The sequence below is a fragment of the Stenotrophomonas terrae genome (genome assembly GCF_039674165.1).
In the GTDB taxonomy this organism is placed as follows: Bacteria; Pseudomonadota; Gammaproteobacteria; order Xanthomonadales; family Xanthomonadaceae; genus Stenotrophomonas; species Stenotrophomonas terrae_A.
In genome coordinates, this window is record NZ_JBDJMY010000013.1 from 49264 (window position 1) to 66535 (window position 17272).

Annotated in this window: 11 protein-coding genes and 1 pseudogene; 6 read left to right on the top strand and 6 right to left on the bottom strand. The window is 53.1% G+C overall.

Translation table 11 applies throughout. The features are described 5' to 3' along the window. Positions 1-2 precede the first annotated feature (2 nt). From ABE493_RS08195 to ABE493_RS08205, 3 genes are read left to right on the top strand one after another with little or no spacing between them, the layout of a single operon-like run. Positions 3-830 carry a GNAT family N-acetyltransferase gene (locus ABE493_RS08195; RefSeq protein ID WP_346498450.1) on the top strand — a complete coding sequence of 276 codons (828 nt, stop codon included), beginning with the start codon at positions 3-5 and terminating at the stop codon, positions 828-830. Next, a complete protein-coding gene (locus ABE493_RS08200; protein ID WP_346498451.1) occupies positions 820-1665 on the top strand; it encodes an ImmA/IrrE family metallo-endopeptidase in 846 nt (281 codons plus the stop codon). The genes ABE493_RS08195 and ABE493_RS08200 overlap by 11 nt, the downstream gene beginning before the upstream one ends. Positions 1666-1684: 19 nt before the next feature. Further along, on the top strand, positions 1685-2734 hold the full coding sequence (locus ABE493_RS08205; RefSeq protein ID WP_346498489.1) for a beta family protein: 1050 nt from the start codon (positions 1685-1687) through the stop codon (positions 2732-2734). Here the strand turns inward: ABE493_RS08205 and ABE493_RS08210 are convergent. Then, on the bottom strand, positions 2701-3273 hold the full coding sequence (locus ABE493_RS08210; protein ID WP_346498452.1) for a sce7726 family protein: 573 nt from the start codon (positions 3271-3273) through the stop codon (positions 2701-2703). The two genes, ABE493_RS08205 and ABE493_RS08210, sit on opposite strands and share 34 nt — an antisense overlap. A gap of 513 nt (positions 3274-3786) precedes the next feature. On the opposite strand from ABE493_RS08210, the gene ABE493_RS08215 reads away from it, so the two are divergent. Then, a complete protein-coding gene (locus ABE493_RS08215) occupies positions 3787-7422 on the top strand; it encodes a hypothetical protein (protein ID WP_346498453.1) in 3636 nt (1211 codons plus the stop codon). A gap of 593 nt (positions 7423-8015) precedes the next feature. Here the strand turns inward: ABE493_RS08215 and ABE493_RS08220 are convergent. From ABE493_RS08220 to ABE493_RS08240, 5 genes and pseudogenes are all read right to left on the bottom strand, one after another. Then, entirely contained in the window at positions 8016-10079 is a 2064-nt protein-coding gene (locus ABE493_RS08220; RefSeq protein ID WP_346498454.1) for a hypothetical protein, read from the bottom strand. Continuing rightward, positions 10076-11797: a hypothetical protein gene (locus ABE493_RS08225; protein ID WP_346498455.1), complete on the bottom strand. Its 1722-nt coding sequence runs from the start codon at positions 11795-11797 to the stop codon at positions 10076-10078. The genes ABE493_RS08220 and ABE493_RS08225 overlap by 4 nt, the downstream gene beginning before the upstream one ends. Further along, the gene (locus ABE493_RS08230; protein WP_346498491.1) at positions 11790-13073 is read right to left on the bottom strand and encodes a site-specific integrase; all 1284 of its coding nucleotides are present in this window, start codon (positions 13071-13073) and stop codon (positions 11790-11792) included. The genes ABE493_RS08225 and ABE493_RS08230 overlap by 8 nt, the downstream gene beginning before the upstream one ends. Before the next feature lie 67 nt (positions 13074-13140). Further along, a pseudogene (locus ABE493_RS08235) lies at positions 13141-13290 on the bottom strand (ATP-binding protein); the annotation flags it as partial. 544 nt (positions 13291-13834) lie between these two features. Then, a complete protein-coding gene (locus ABE493_RS08240; protein ID WP_346498456.1) occupies positions 13835-14587 on the bottom strand; it encodes an HNH endonuclease in 753 nt (250 codons plus the stop codon). 255 nt (positions 14588-14842) lie between these two features. Between ABE493_RS08240 and ABE493_RS08245 the strand changes: the two genes are divergently transcribed. Together ABE493_RS08245 and ABE493_RS08250 are read left to right on the top strand one after the other, a co-directional pair. Continuing rightward, positions 14843-15733, top strand: a complete 891-nt coding sequence (locus tag ABE493_RS08245; protein WP_346498457.1) for a hypothetical protein — start codon at positions 14843-14845, stop codon at positions 15731-15733. A 356-nt stretch (positions 15734-16089) separates the two neighbouring features. Then, a complete protein-coding gene (locus ABE493_RS08250; protein ID WP_346498458.1) occupies positions 16090-17244 on the top strand; it encodes a hypothetical protein in 1155 nt (384 codons plus the stop codon). Positions 17245-17272: the final 28 nt, after the last annotated feature.

Genomic DNA, 17272 nt, shown 5'->3' on the forward strand with positions numbered 1-17272 from the left:
GATTGAACATATCCAAACTGACATACCTGCATTGCCCTCTATCGATCTCACTTGCAACCTCGTTGCGATTCGACGAACATCACAGTTTCGCTATTGTAATGGCGACAGGGAAGGGGGGGGCGCGGATGGTTACAATCGCAGACATCAAGGCCATGGTTGCTGCAGCACCAGGGCCGCTAGTTAACGGACCGCCGTTGGTGCAAGGTCAGTTTTTACGTTTCGATGGAGTGCTTTCTACATACAGCATCCACTGTGGTTGGAACATCCAGTTGGCGAATGCTTGTGACGACCTTTGGGGGGGATTTAACGTCCAGCTCCTAGAGTACCTTGCCGCCCAGCGCGAAGCTGGTGTCGACATTACCCAAATAATGGAAGAAGTCCAGATGGATGACGCCCACTGGCACTGGCTTGCTAAATCTGTTCATTATATGTCAGATGAATACCGGTGGTTTTTCCTGATAGCGGATGACGCTCCACAGGGCGCGTGCCTGATCTACTTCCCGAAAGAAAGTGCCATTGACGGTCAGAATATTTTCTACATTGAGTACATCGCCACCGCACCTTGGAATCGCCATAATCCAATGTCCACGAGGAGGTTCAGGGGCGTTGGTACTATCCTAGTCGATCTTGCAAAAGACTATGGCGTGCGTCAGCTAGGCCTACGGCTTGGATACTGCTTGCACGCGCTTCCCAGGGCGGTGCCGTTCTATGAATCCTTGGGGATGTTGGCGTTCCCTGATCGCGATAAGGACGACCTTCCCTATTTTGAGATGCCGCCATTGGCTCCCCCACCGCTAGCTCCGGCACATGGAGTCGCTAATGGACTTTGATGACTTCCCTCTTAGCCCAAACCGATCAGTGAGAGCTAAAAGCTATCTGGATGCCTATCTTGAAGCTCAGAGAACTCTGAGGGCGAGTCCTAAGTACAAGGATTGGGGGCGCTCGCGGGACCTGTTGGCCCTCACGAATCAGATCTATGCTAAAAGCCAAAGCGGCACCACACTTCTAAGAGCTCACAGTAGTGCAACTTCGGAAGCTGTTTCAGCTTGGCTGTCGAAATTGTTGACCATCGCTCATTGGGCTGTGATCAGTGGACTACCTAAGCCATTTTGTGGGGTAGACACTGAGTTCATTCAGAGCATTCCACTCACAAGCAAATCTGTAGATGGAATTCGAAGCCTAGAACGCCAGCTCCTCGCGCAGGGAATTATTTTAATACACCATGCAGCAGCGCCCGGTTCAAAGGTGGACGGATGCGTGATGAAGTTGGATACAGGGCACATGATGATAGGAATGTCGCTTCGCTATTCGCGGCTCGATTACTATTACTTCACCCTCATGCACGAATTGGGACATATCGCGCTTCATGCCAATCAACTCAATGTCCCTATCGTTGATGATCTAGATGAGGCAGAAGATCATGAAAGCGAAATTGAGATCGAGGCGAATCGATTCGCCAGGGACGCGCTGATTCCCAGAAATGAATGGAGAACCGCAGAGGCTCGAAGGTCACTGAGAAAAGACGATGTGACGGCTTTCGCCCGAAAGATCGGAGTCGCGCCCCAGATTGTCGCCGGCCGCATCCGGAACGAACAGAGGCGGCATGATCTTTTCGGAAACCTGGTTCATGAGATTAATATTAGGGAGGTCTTGAGTGATGCGTAGGTACACGCCCTTCTTGAAGATGAAGGCGAATGAGTATGGCGCCCTTAAAGAGCTGCCGGCCGACATCTATCCGCGAATTGTTCCTTTCTTCGACTTGCCGCATAAGAAGGAGCGAGACCTCGCAGGTTTGGACAAGCTAATTGCAGACTCGTCCAGGAAAATGAGGAGATTGGAGAGTCGCATTCCGCAATTTTTCCTCGATATGTACGACATTCCCGACAGCCTAGCCAGCCAAGGAATTGGTGTATTCAATGCGGTTGCGCTTGCGTTCCAAGGTCAAAATTTCATACCAGTGGCAGGGCTTGATCGCTCCCCGACATACATTTCGTCGATACTTGCAGCACAGGCTAGCGGTCTTCTGACATCAAAGACGCTAGCGATTCGACTCGTCGAAGATGACTTCCAATCGTACTCAGCCTGCAAAAGCGACCTTACTGTTTTAGTGGCCAGTGCGAAGTCGGCGGGATTTGAGGATTTCATCCTGGTTCTGGATATGCGAGTTTGCGTGAGCAAGTCGCCGAACGATCTTGCCTCTGCACTGTTGAAATTCATTGGGTCAGTGACGCAAACGTCGATTTTCAGCCAAGTCATCATTACGGGCTCATCGATCACAGCCATGATTGTCCAGCTCGTGCCCACCGAAACAACCCAAACGGTCGAGCGAGTCGAAATCCAGACGTTTAATCTGATTAGTTCGCTGCCGAATAATCTGGTTGGATTTGGTGACTACACAATTGTAAGTCCCGACTACAGCGAATTAGATGTTCCGAAAGAGTTCCTTCGCAACATCACTGCGCCAAAGCTATGCTATTCATACGATGATGTTCACTACATAGATCGAGGTGGGGCGCTGAAAACGCATAAGCTTGGAAACCGGCAATACAATAGCATGGCGGCTAAGTTGATCTTGGAGCCATTCTTCCGGAAGCCTGGATACTCGTTTGGCGAAGATTTTTTGGTGGAGAAGGCGCAGGGGCAAGGTAAACTTGTGATGCCTTCTTCGATTCTGAAGCCAACAATTTGTGCACACATGACTTACATGGTTAGAGCCCATCGCTTGTTTGTCTGACGCTTTACTAATAAATTACCTATGTGATAGGTGATCTCTTTCAGAGGCCGCTCTATCGCAATTTTAGCGGCCAGTTTCTCTCGGCTCATTTTCTTTAGCTGATCATCAGAAGGATTGCATAGGCTAATAAGTTCGCTTCTCCATAGAGTTAGTAGGGCGACTTCCTTGTTGAAATGTGGGCTACGCTTTGCTGCGCGAATTCGACGAAATACCACATCGGTCTTGCCCTCCGACGCTAAGAGAATACCCCAGTGTTCTGGAGCGAGTGAGGTTGCGGTCGAAAGATGGTTGTGAGTAGTGACCAGAGTCGTTCTGATGAAGGCAAGGTCATAGAATGAACCTTGACGCACGATTCGCCGAATCTCGTCGCCTTCGCCCTTGATCTCGTAGCAATGCGCTGCAACTTCATCTACGGTCACAACGTCAGCAATCGCGTTACCGTTATGGACCCGAACCTCATCAAGGATTGCCACAGGTGCTGATCTGGCCAGATGCGATTTCAATGCAAATCGAATCCGCTTGTCCGCAAGCTTGTTCATGACAGAGTTGAGAAGGAAACCTCGCACAAGGATAGCGCGAAAGCACGGATACCCTCAAACGGCTTAGCGGAAGGCGCTCTTTACTTCGCCGTGGGTAGCGTGTCGGTAAGAACTCTATACGCCTCTGCATCGCGCAGCTTTTGTAGGAGCCTCGCAGGCTTTGGCATGTCCGTTCTTATCCGAAACCAGGCACTGCAGCGCTGAATCTAATGGGTCTGGCAGCTGGATCCGGGCGACTCTCACCCTTCATCTTGGGGGCTGTCTTGCTCCCGTTGCTGCAATGTAAGCATGTGCTCGCGTCAAGGCTGTCGGAAATTAGGTGCTTTCCGAGGTCGAGCTGTACCTAGTGCCCATGTTGCTCGGCGGAGCCAGCTTTCCGATCTTCCTGCGAATCGTGTTCGCTGATCATGCGGCGTCCAATCTCATTTGCCTATGCCAGGCAAGCTGCAACTCGCCCAACAAAGCTACTATGTAACCAAAAGGCAAGGAGCCAGGGGCGTGTTGGAATTTAAGATGACTTCTCCGTGGACAACCTCTTGGTCACCGCTTCAGGATCGCTATCAGATCAGGCGTGAGTTCGAACGATGGTTGCCTAAACATGACGGTGGCAAGGCAAGGTACAAAAGTCCGACCTATGACGAGGAGGCCCTGATCGCGCTGTGCCGCCGGTATCGTTTGGAGTTCGGTGGCGCTTCCGATGAAATACTCATGGCCTGGGATGCTTGCCCGGGACGAATCAATGACAAATGTCCCACGTCTGCAGAGCTGCGTCAGATGGGGTGGCTGGTATTTGACGGTGGCCGATGGGCTCGCTCTAGTGATGAGCCAGAGAATGGGGCTAAAGCGCCTCCGCTGAATTCGAGAACGGAGCGTTTTCTCGATGGGCTCGCCAGAATTGATCTCGTAGAGAGGGGAAATCCCGGTGACCTGAGTGCTCCTGCGCTTGAGGTTAAGAGGTGGGTGGAGAACCGGCTTGATGAGGAGCTACCGGTCAGAGATGCGTCGTGGCTAGCAAGGCGGTTGTGGACCGAACTTTGCCGGGCAGAACTGGCTGACGTCGTTGATTTAACTGCGGATGACGAGTCGGTTGAGTATGCAGCCTCAACCGATGGGAAACACGTCTGCAGTTCTCAATCGTCTTTTGACGGCTTGATTGATAGAACATTCTTGCAGTGGCAGGCTTGGTGCGAATTGCTTCACTGTCCGGCGCAGTGGGACTACCGCTGGAGCGCGCTTGAAAGAAGATTCTGCCACGAGGCAGCCATTCGTGTTCTCAATAGGCAGCAAATCTGGCGCGACTGGGAGACCGTGGTTGCACAGGTCTCCGCGGCGAACAGAGAGGGCGAGATTGCCGAGATTAGGTCGGGTTCCCAGAAGGAGGCGGCGAGCAATGAATGCTCCGTGTTCAATCGCTTTGATTACCTAAATAGGCAGGATGTCCAGAGACTGGTGATGGATCAACTGCTGCAGTCAAGTTCGATAGGTTTTGCTTTCGGTCTGCTATGTTCCGAGATTGAGCATACCTCCGGCGGGACCCGCATCGAGGCGAGTATCAAGGCTGTAATGGATCTAGTGGCTGACCATCCAATAGCCATGCAACACCTGATTTTCAAGGTGCACAACGCTCCAGTGCTCCTAGTTGACATGCTTCTGTCTGAGCGCACGGCCGCCTGGGCCGTGAGGGTCATAATGCAATACCCTAATTTCGGGGGAAGGCTGGCGGAGTACAGGGCGGTCAGTGACACCCAAATGAAGTCCTTCGCAATCCGTGATTCGCTATCCATATTAGCTCATCAGTTTCAGTCCGGACGGGCCGATCTTCTAGAGTTGGCGTCACTAATCACTTGGTGCTACTCCGCTTGCAGTCAGGTCTCGCAGGAAGATTCTGAGCGAATAGAACTCATTGGAAGAGAACTGCTTGGCATGATGGCAAGTGGAGCTGAAAATGATCAGTCGCTGGTTCTGCAGCATCTCATGGGCCAGGCTAGGGGTGACTGGAACCCATCAAAGGCATGCTTCAAGGTCTTGCTTGATGCGGCGCGTATCCTCCCAGTTTCCAGTCATCTTGATCTGTCGCCCGTGGTCAGTCTCTATGTACGCATTTGCCGTGACCTGAAGTTGGATCGTACGGATGCGTCTTGGTTACCAGCGACGTTCTGTGCAAGCCTCGTGGAAATTGGCCTGTCGAGCTCGTCTTCCGGCGAATCGCTCTTGCGACCCGTTGACGCAAGGGGCATTGCGCATAGGGCGTATTCAAAACATGACCATGCTGTGCAGTACTCATTGGCTAAGACACTTAGAACTCACGTGCAGCTTCTTGCACGTGCTATCAGTGGCTGGCCCAGTTCATCGGTGCCTAAAGTAGTTGTTGATGCGCTGCTGGAACTGATCTCCACTAGTGTCATTCAACACGGTGAGAAGGGTTGTGTGCCGGCGCTTACCGATAGGTACGCGCCAGATAGGATCTTCCGTAAGGAGCAGACGTCACCAGCACAGGACCTTACCCAGGCATGGCGAGCACTAAGACCTCGTCAACAGCAAGCTATGCTGCGGGCCATTGCAGAATCCGATGATCCTGCCTTTCTCGCTGAAATCTGCGTGATGCTTCCAAACAAGAAGAGAGGGCCTGTCCGAACAAAGTTGCGAAGCATGGGGCCGACCACTGCTGCTTCAGTGTGGACATGGTCGGAAATGGAGCGGCGAATCAGCTTGTTGCTGGATGCCGATGAGAGGGACGTGGCTCGTCAACACCTGAATGCTATTGAATCACTGTCTTTGAAAGCGCCGATCGAAGTAAAACGCAATATTTTCGACCTGCGGCTTCGATTGCTTTTCAAGGAGAGGGACTGGCCCAAGCTCGATAAACTGAGTCTCCCTGAAAGTCTCGACCCAAAGTTCGCCAGGCAAGCAGAGGATTCACTGCTATTTTGGCGTGCGACATCACAATTGGTTCGATCTGGGGGCGATTTGACCAAGGCCAAGTTGGTGTTTGATCGGCTTGCTGCTCGGCACGGGAGCGCCATCGCCTACAGAGAGAACGCCTATGCTGCGGCTTTGCGTTTGCTGCTTGACACCGGCCCTCATCCCTTGGGCACGGAAATGAGATTGGAAGGGGAGAAGCTGCTGGTTGGAATGAATGAATTTATTCAGAAGCATGGAAGCGAGGTGAGTAGCAGCCTTCTCACCAACCGTGGGGTGCTTCTCGTTGCATTAGATAGGTCCGAGGAAGCATTGGAAAGTTTGGCGCCGATTCGAGCCAAGAAAAAGGCGCTTGGGCTTGAGCATGTTGCGGCGCTGGCGATGTCGAAGCTGGGACGAAATGAAGAGGCACGGACTGTTCTTGACGCTGCCATTGGCGAGTTCGGGCGTGTAAGTGACCTTGTTGAGCTTCGGGCTTCATTGTCGGACGGGATTACACTCAACGCTCCTGTGGTGGTGGCGACTAAAATAGACGCATTGTCCTCGATACAATCTTCTTTACAGAAGATGCGTGAGCTTCAGCCGACGGAGATAGCTCAGCTGTTCGAACCATCTGGCGGTGGGCTTAGAGGCTTTCTGGTTCGGATTGTTTCGAGATCCGTCGCAGGGCTTCAGCACATGGGGGCGATTCTTCGCGATCGTGGGCATGCGAAATGTGTGGGGGATTTGAACTCGCGTCAAGATCCGAGAAAAAGCGCGAAGTACGAGAACGATCTGAACACGGCGCTAAGAGAGATTCTAAATGCGCGGCTCGCTTTCATCCGTTGGGACGTTGCGGATCAATCTCTCGGTGGATCTACGGAGAAGGGGAATCTTGGAGAGCGAGATCTTGTAATACGGGCTTCAGGTCAGGAAGTAGCGGTTCTAGAGGCATTGGTTTGCAAGTCTGTTGACAAGGAGAATATCAAGGCTCACTTTCACAAACTTATCGCTTATGGGCAATGCGGAATCTACTTTCACATTATCTACGCCTACAAGCCGCTCGGTGCATTGCTTAGCTATATCGATGGGATGATCACAACCGAAGTGCCAGCGTGTCTTTCCTATCGAAGGCACACCCCGTTAGACTATAAGGATCATGAGGTGGCTGGGTTGATTGCCACCTACGAGTATGATCATCGGCAGGTGGATGTGGTCTTCCTGATCGTAGAGTTGAGTAATATTGGGTAAAAAGCCGGAGCGCAGACGCTCCAGCCATAACCAAGTTACGGACCTGTACGATCGACGACTTGGCTGGCAGGAACGTTGGGGATCCTGATGGACGCGATGCCCCCGGATGCGGACGATGTCGCTACATTAACCGCATGACCTGAGCAGTAATCGGTGCTTTATTACAATATATTCATCGACCGCATCCGATATGAGTGACGTTGGACGGAGTGAGTGCACGTAAGCGAGAGTTTTCATTAGTAAGCGCTAAAATGAGAGCATCGGCCTCCGCTAGGAGGCCAAGCGCTTTGTCGCGTTGCAATTCAAGCGCCTTAATCCGGTCCCGCAGGTCACGATTGCGGGTGCGTTGAACACGACTAGTGTGCAGTTTTGATGGTGGCACTTCTTTGCTGTTCTCAGCAACCCAGTACTGTATCTCTTCTACCAGGTTCGGGAATCTTGATTTCCTAAGCGCAGAAGGATCACAGCCGGCCTCTCGGGCGACGTTGTTCTGCGTAACGTGACTTCCCTTCGGCAAGATCCTGGTTTCGTTTAGTTTGAGTCTCGTGAAAGCATCTCGAAACGATCTTTCGGCGCGACCAATCTTATGGTTGCTATATGGACTTGAGGGCATAAAGCGCGTTCTCGATGGCTCGCTTCTGAGCTTGCAGCGATTCTTGAAGTGGGGAGTTCTCTGGTGCGACAGCGAGTCGCGACTCTATAACCTTGCCGAGACTGCCGATGGTAGGAATCTTTTCTTTGTCGAAGATGGCATCAGCGCATGGTGGAGAGCCATCTCCTCCCCCGCATCGGGTTATGTTGTCGATTCCACCGTAAGCGCATGGGTTTGGATTCGTGCAGCCTCCCAATAAAGTCTCTCTATAGGCAATCTTTCCAGATTTTGCAGCCGCGGAAAGCTGCTTCGAGTTACTTTCTGTCAGTAATGACAGGATCTGAGACTTTCGTGGATTTCCATGCGGACTAACAAAGCGGGGGAGTGAGAGTTGCGAGAACTCAATTGCAACCATTTCGTACATTGTTCGAATATATTCTGCTTTCGCACTGTCGTTGAGCGGAAAATTTAGATGATAGTAGCCCTGTCCGTAGTAGCGGCTCATCGCGCGACTGGCGTGCTTAAGCTGGTACTGAAGGGATGAGTCTCCCACTATCCCCGAGGCGGTCATGTTTACAGCCCCAGTCCGACGCAGCTGATGCCACGCAATTGGCCACACCTTGCCCACCTCGAACAGTTCTGGGTCTAGGCTAGGTGTCACGAGACGAGCAATCTCAAGATCCGCACTGGTGATTTTCATAATCTGGCTATCGAAGAGCTGTGGGAATCTCTCTATGAAGTTCCTATAGCTTTGAGAGGTCTGTCTAATGGCGATAGGGAGATTCATATCGCCTGCCCTGCCGCCCCAAGGCTCATAAGGCCTGAGAGTTAGAAATGGGGCACGCAAGTCATCATCGGTGACCGGGACATCAGGGTTGGCGTCCGCGGCAAGCATTCGAAGCTTGGCAACGCAGGCCATCGCTTCTACTGCGGCATGGGATGTAGGTGCGGTGATCCATCGGGCATCGTCGTCCTCAACGGTCTTGGTCGTAACGCCCTGTAAGATGTGAATATCGTCCCCTAGATCATCTCGCTCAACGGTCAGACAGTCAGAACGCAATGACCACGCTTCCTCGATGCGCATGAGCGAGAAGTTCGCAAGATATGCGGTACCAACAAATCCGATAAGGGTGAAATACGTACTGAGAGAGTGGATGCCGCGTCCTGACTTCTCTAGACTCTCCCCAGGTTGAAGAAGCCAACGTTCCAGCAGGCCGTCTATACCGAATCTACGTGCCGTTAGGTGGAATGGGCCGTGGAACAAACGGCCATCTGTGGATTCGCCTGCTCTTCTATGGCCGCCGAAGGGCCTGTGGCCGGACTTCGTTTCTCTTCGGCACGCTTGAGCTAGGGACCCTGAGTTTCTAGCGTAGGCATCAAGACAAAAAAGATAGCATGCTTCGATTTCCCGTCGATTGTCATTGAAATCATCGATGCAGGCCTTTAGACGGTTTAGCTGATACTGCCAAATTCTGGGTGGAATGTACGGAGTCTGTTCCTTCTCGTGCTTGGAGAGCGATGCACCAATTGCTTTTAAGTTCTCCGTATCAAGTAAATGAAAGCCTAAGGAATCGCGTAGTTCCCACAGTTGATGCAGAAGCGTAAGTCCGTAGTGAGCTGATGAGGGGGCTAGAACTCCTGCCACGAGATCAACAGCGCGAGGAAAGCGCATAAGGTCGCTCGCCTTGATGCGGTTCTGCGAACAAAGTACAAAGATGGGTCGTATTATCTCGAAGCGCCTGAGCAGCGCTTCAGGTGATCTGGCTCGAACGGGGCCGTGAAGCCACCAAGCCGAAATCTGGCGCAATAGGTTCGCATTTTCATTTGATAGGCTGGGGCAGTTCTTGCGCGGTGGGCCGTCACCAAAGTTGAGAGTGACGGGCTTGCCAGCCCAGACGTTGAGATTCCACTTATGGTCACCGTAGTAGCTGACAGTTCTCCCGGAAGCGTCCACGATAATTGGGAAATCTTGAGGAGGAGGCCAAGTCGGTAGCGGAGGTGTGTGCTCCGATTTGCTCAGTTGGCTATCAAAACGCTCCGAAGCCGAAAGACTGTGCGCCTTCACTTAGCCTCCAGAAGTTGAATAAAACCATCCCATGCCGGGTGGAATCTGCCTTCACGAACTCGATCCCGCGCTTCATCCACCCACGCCGATCGCAAGCTGCTCGCTTCTCGGAAGGAGGCAAGCTTGGCATCAATTCGTTCGATCACTGCAACCGCGGGGTGCGGGGAAACTTCTTCTTGGATCGGACGGAATCGAGATAGCTCAAGGCACTTGTAGTAACTAAAGCTAGTTAATGACCACACATAGTCTTGGGTGTCCATATCCCGGTGGAACTGACAGAAAAGACAACCGCTAGGGCTAATGCAATCGGGCGTTGGATATGCGGGAGGAAATCTAGTGGGCGAAGTGGTTTGTGGATTCTGCCCAACGCATGTTCCCGGTCCAGGTGGAGCCCTGCTCGAATCATTGAGCGCATGGAATCTGGAGATCTCCCTTGCAGCTGTTTGATGGTGAGGCCTTTCGTATATGCGAAGAAGGGTTTCCTTCGAGTGCTGCGCCATCTGAGCTGTAATCTCGGGATCGCGACTGCGCCGGAGTACCCAGTTAACTCTAGTGCTTCTGAGCTCCATGGGTCGAACGCACTTTATGTTGAGCTCCTTGCAATGATGGCGTATAGATTTAAAGCCGGGGGCGGTGGCGAAGGATGGGATTTTTCCGGAGTACATGTAAGGAAAGAGTCTTTGATCTTCCTCTTCCGGAATAATGGCGTCCAGCCATTCGATATATTTTTGGAAAAGGGATCGATACTCTCTGAATATCCTGAACTCAGATTCTCCCCCCATTCTCCTTTTGTAGGCCCTATAAACCAAAAAGTTCTCACCTTCTGATCGATAACGAAAGCTGCCTCGTTTCAACTTGTACGCTTGAGTCAGATTCATGCCGGTTTGCGCGATAAACATGAGGAGCTCAGCATCTACCCTTAGATTGATCGCCGGGTATCTACACCTGATTGATGCCGTGTCTTTAAGGGGCGACCGCGCATCCAATGCTTTAACCAGTCTCGACAATGGCGCGCTAAAGTGAAGGCCTTTGATTTCTTTGGAAGGTTTGAGTCCGCACCAGACGAGTGCTTTCTTTCCAATTCGGAGCTCAATTTCTATAGGGAGAGGTCCCCTGATTGCCTCGACTGTGAGAGCTTGCGTGATGTCGAAAAGTGCGTGTCCGAATTCGAACGTTTCGGCGAGGTTCTGCTTGTCAGCTTTTGTGCTTAGGACTTTTTTCTTGACTGGAACCGCCTCAAGCATCGTTTGCCGAATAGGTGACAGCCGTATATCCAAAGCCGTCTTCAGGGGTGAAGATGCCGCATTTGCAAGCCGATATGCGTACATCTGATTCATATCTTTTGCTATGTGCACTCTATGCCACAGTGAGTTACCCCAAGCTATAAAGTCATCGAGTGCTGATTCTACGGTCAAATCCCGTCGGTTAGCGTCAGCCCAGGCGTAGAAGATTCTCAAGGCCTTGATGCGATTGAGAGCCGTGGAACGACTCTTACCCATGGCGATGGACCCCGAGATTGCGTCATGCAGCTTAGTCACAAGAGGTAGGCGCTGCATGATCGGATGACCGAGGCACCCGTCAGCGAGTAAAGCGCCAACCTTGCTTAAGTGCACACTGCTCGCACCGCGGTAAAGGAGCAACTGGAGGTCGTGTTGTACCTGGTGGCTTCCGTAGGGGATTTGCGGAAATGTCAGATCGGGTCGGGCTTGCTTACTCAAGCTCACTTTCCTCCACTACGGCAGGGAAGCCTACGAACGCTTTGGTGAATTCATCTGCAGCGCTTGCCATAACGGAGTTGTTCTCAACAAACCGAATGTACTTTAGGGTGGTTGATTCATCCCGATGAAGCAGGGCTTGTTTCACAAAGCTAATGGCCTGGTTTGCATTTCCGTGTTTGAGTGCTAGTCGCGCTATTTCCGTGGCGAACGTGCAACGGCTTTGGTGAAAGTGAAAGTTGCGTAAGTCCTCTATCCCTTCGGCTATGCTTCTTCTACGCAGACGATGGAGCTCTACGTTGAGCGCGTTCGATTTATCTCCAGAATCGGCACCGTAGGGAGCGCCATTTCGCGTAAGAAATACATGCTCTCTATGCTCAGGAGCGGCCCTAGCCTGCCTGTTCAATCGGCGAAATTCGAACGAGTAGGAGGTGATTGCTTGCAAGTCAGACTCATCTATCCAGATCTGACCTGTTACTCCATACTTCGTGTGCACTGGTGGATGTGCGCCAGGCCCGACGGCTATTCGAAACCAGCCGGGAAAGGACGGATCTGGTACGGCTCGTTGGAGGGTTTTAATCTTTAGGTCGCATATTGTTCCAAGACGCATGCCCGTGCGAAACCCAAGGCCTAGCATTAGGGTTAGTTCTTGACTCGCGTTCTTGTTGCAATAAGTAAGAATTGCATTCCTGCGTCGAAGGGAGACCGGTAGCAGCCCGCCTTCAAGCGGGTCTCGAGATGCTTTTCGATTGGGAATTGCAAGGTCCGTACTGTTCGTGATGAGTGTTCTTTCAAAGCCGAATGAGTCAGTCAGTCGAACCCCGACGACTTTCTCGTTCCACATAGGCCATTCTGGCGATAGTAAATTCTCGGAATGCAGCCAGCGGTAGAACCGGATTACTGCAGACATGCGATGACTTGCAGTCGAGGGTGCCAAGCAGCCCTCTTCGACGTTGTTCATCAAAGCTCCACGGAAGCGCACAAGGCATCGATCGGATTCGCGCGAAGGAAAATCCCACCACCTTACTCCTTCATCCTCTAACCATTTCGCGTAAGCGTTGAGGTGTGTCATCGCCGAGAGCACAGTTTTCATGCTCTTAGTTGCTTTGCGTGCCTGCTCAAGTGCCCATAAATTGGCTTCCCGCCAAGGGCTTTGATCAGCCCAAACGATTTGTGGTAATCCATGGATGGTGCTGCGGATCGTTACCGGCTTCCAACTGACCGTACCCCCACTCGTATCGGCGCGACAAGGCACATGCGAAATCTGTTCGAGTGGCACCGTTACCTCCAGATGGACGGATGTGTCGGCACCCTAGCATGTAATCTGTGCTGACTTGTTTGCCTATGTAATCCTTACAGGGGCAGGGGTTCATGGCCGCGATCAACTGGAAGCGCGCCGGGAACTCCATGCTGCGTGCCGCCCGCGATACCGTGACCGTGCCCGATTCCAATGGTTCGCGCAGCACTTCCAGTGCATGTCGATTCCACTCCGGCATTTAGCTTTTTGCAACCAATTTTCCGTAGAGTTGTCACCGATTTTTCAGTGGGTGCTGTGTCTCGCGATTTGGATGGAGGCGGAAGTCGAAGCATTCTAATCCCGTGTTGCACTTGAATCTTGAGAGTGCTGTTTGGCCCACGCCTGGCCAGCTCTGCTTACCGTCTGTTCATCCCAGCCGTCTTTTTCGCTATCGCAAATGGACTGCATCGGGAGGACTGTAGTGCCTGTCAACTCGGTACACCCTCCGAGCAAGCGAAGCAGAATTCCGACCATGAGCGGCAGCATACCGCCGCCACTCGAATCCTGCCGCGACAGCGAGAATGGATGTTGCTGCGTTACTCGGCGAGCTTCCACTGCAGGTTTCGGGGCTGGATGGAGATATCAGCGATCGATGGAAGCATCCCAGCCCACTGGTAGCGGTGCGCCTTTGATGTCGATTAGCGCGAGCGCGTTGTCGATCTTGCCAAGCTCTGCCTCGCCGAAGGTCAAATCAGCAGCTCCCGGCTGACACTTGAACTTCGTAAAGATGAATTTTAAGTGGCCTAACGGCTTTCGGACGATCCCAAGGAAATTTGCCCTGGGTCGTTATGCCTGACTATTCGGAGATGCAGCACATAGAATGCCGAGGGTGCCGCAATGCCGCCACGTAACTGCTGCCGTTCTCGGGCCAGATAGATCCGTAGACCGGCTTCGTCCAGGTCCATCATGTTCTCCGCTAGCGAACGTTGAGCGCTTATCCTCTCGTGGGGCTCGTCCAAACCAACGTCAATCCAATCTGTCAGATTCTGCAGGAATGCGCCTACAGCATCGAGATCAGGCTCTGAAAGATCGTCGGGGTAGTCGTAGTAGCGGCCGTGGCAGCCTGCAGCGTGATCCAGCAATGTCTTTGCAGATGTAACGAGTAGGAGATGAGTAGGAATGTCAGCGGCTGACCGCACGATTGTAGGGGCCTCCGCTCTGTCGGACTGGCGAAGGCGCTCTTTGACCCATGCTTCGTGATTGCCCCTAAGCTGGCGAAGCATTCCTGCAGAGAAGGTCTCCGGCTGATCATCTACCAGCTTGTGGTGAACTCGACATAGTAGAAGAAGATTGGACAAGTCATCGTTGAGCTCTGGAGAAAAGGATGGATCGTGCCGTGGCCCCTTTGCTGCCCCTGAGATGATGTGACATTCATCGCCGACCACCGACTCGGCATCTAGCATTGACGCGTCTAGGACTAGAGGAGTTTTACAGAACGCGCAAAGATTCCCTGACCGGCCCCAAAGCACTTTCCTTGTCTTGTCGGTGATGCTCATGAAGGAGAAAAGTCCGAAGTTAAGTCGTGGCGCTGCTTAGCCCTAGTAGAATACTCAACGGGGATTGGCCTACGCCAGACCTAAACTACAGCTCGCAAGCAATCCTTAGAGCTATACTCAAAGGTCAGGAAGCGTTGATATAGCACGTATTTGTACTATCTCTCCGTGAACTATAAAGTAGCTGCATTACTTGCGAGTCGGCTATAGCTCCGCAAATTTGGTTATCCCGCTTTCTCATTACATAAGGAGTAGCGCATGCCCAAGCAAGTGAGGGGTCTTTCAATCTACCGAAGCACCATCGCACGGCTGCCACAGTTTCGACTGCTCAGCGCTCCCCTAACTGATGACCAAGCTGTGCTTTTGGGATTTGACCATATTCCACCCACGGGTGCGTCGATCGTGCCGAGCGCCGACGGGCCGGCTACGCTCTTTAATGCGCGTGGTAAAGAGATCATCAGGAAAGACCTTCCGATGATCAGCAAGTCTCGAATGATCAATACCTCATGGAAGGACTGGCACGGGCAGACTCATCACGGCACTCAGACGAGATCGTATGACACTTACCCTAGGGAACATATTGCTCCGCCTGGCGAGTTCCTGACGGCAGTACAGACTGATGCTGGAATCGCAATGGCTACAAGGACCATTGATCGGACGGAGCCAGAAGATAGCATCGCCAACCTTCTCAATATCTACTTGGAGTGCTTCCAGCACTTTGACATCGTTGATCCAGCCCTGGCGGTGCCGGTCAGGGTCCAAAAGATCAACTGGCGCATTCTCCCCCCTGGAATCTTCCCATTCGATAGAGCGGTTCAGGCCTTGGAGGGCTACCTAGAGCGGCTATCGGAAAGCGATCGCGAAACTGCAAAACATCGCATCCGCACTATCACTCGGCACGAGCCTGACTTCATGGCCGTGGGGCTAGGTGGGTTTAGCGAGTACATCGTCTTCGGATTCACACGCAGGCGCCGATACGTCTTCGAGAGTCCGGAGTCAGGCAACGCTACCTACATTTTCAGGAACGAGTGGGAAGCTGTGTCTCAACTAACCAAACGCGAGATCCTTCAAGAGCAGCTGCAGGAGACGCGGATCATCCACACCTCTCGCTGGGCTGTAGAGGTGTCAGAGGCTATCCAACGGCAGTGAGGCTGGCTAACGAAGTTTCGAGCCACGCTGACGGAGTGCGAAGCGGTAGGCTCAATTTATAGCTGAACTCTGTAGCGACCCCGGCAGATCCCGCTTTGGTTCAGAATCGGGCCTCGCTGATCGGCCCTGTCCCTCTGCCGGCCATAGTAGGAACGGTGAGGTCGGGAACCAGTGCGCGCAGTTTCAGCGCGTTTGGAATCCCGGTAGCAGAAGGCATACACTACCTGCGGCGCCCGCCTTGCTTGCACACGAGCAAAAACAGGCCGTATTCCCTGATTGATTCTTCTTCTGGCCAGCTGCCGGGGACTTAAACGTGTGCGCCTGACCCGGATCGGCTTGGCCATCGAGGACGAGTCATGACCATCAAGCAATATGCGTTTCATGTCCATGCGTATCTTCGGACGCAAGTTTCAGCGTCTCTAACCCGCAGCCAGGTCCATGAGCTGCTGGCGGCAGCCGCTGGATTCGCTACCCATGCTGCGTTCCATCATCAGGCCGCGTGGTGCGACGTTCCTTGGTGCAAGACAGGCCTCACGGCAGATGAGAACCTGGTCATCCAGAGGTGTCTGCACTTTGGGATGTCACTCGAGGAGGCAGAGCGAGCAGCCCAAGGCTTGGTTAGCTTACTCGGTACATCCGGCTATGCACCGGTTCGCTTTGAGGAGCTGATTACCGCGCTCGCGAGCCATGAAAGCGAGTGGGCGGAAGCTGGAGGCGCAGGGTCGGCTGTCGTAGCCGAATGGGTGGCGACCGACCTAGTCAGCCGCATGCAGCAAGGGTTTGATGCGCTGCTAGGCGAACTCCCCTTGCTGCTAGAAGGATTGGAGGCGGCCGCGTCGCGCGGCATAGCCGCTGCACATCTAGCGAGCGCCTACATGCTTGAGCCCTATGGGGGGCTGCCAGACGAGGATGACCGCCGCTTCGGCCGCGAACTGCGTCGGCGTGGTCAGTGGTCAGTCGAGCCAGTGGGCTTTGCAGAGATCGCCGCAGGCGCGGACAGGTTCGTTCGAGTTGTGGCCAAACATCGGTACCACCTCCTTGCAGCGGCAAGGGGCGGGGTTGCACGCGCGATGCTGCTCACCGCGGAGCGCTACGGTGATCCCGGGGTGCTCGAGCTTGAGCCGTCGGATGAAATGGATCCCTACGCCATGGCTAACTTGGCCGATACGCATGGTCGACCCGAGTTGGCCCACCAATGGTTAACCGTGCTCGCACGCGACGGTGATGTATCCGCTATGCACGCGCTTATCGAAGACCGGAACGAGACACCGTTCCGCTCGTGGGTCTGGATGCATCTTTCGCGCATGCTAGGGCGGGACCTGAGCCAAAATCGACATGAAGCGATCAATGAAGACGGCACACTCTATGACGATGATGTCGGCGGGCCAATGTATGTCGGGGGTGTCGACGGAATCGAATTGGCACCACTTGCGACCGCGGAGAGCAGGCGTGCCAAAGAAGAGGCTGCTCAGCTGTTCGCCGTAATCGAAAAGCGCTACGAACTGACCTGATCAAGTTCGGTCATGGGCGGGTTCCCGC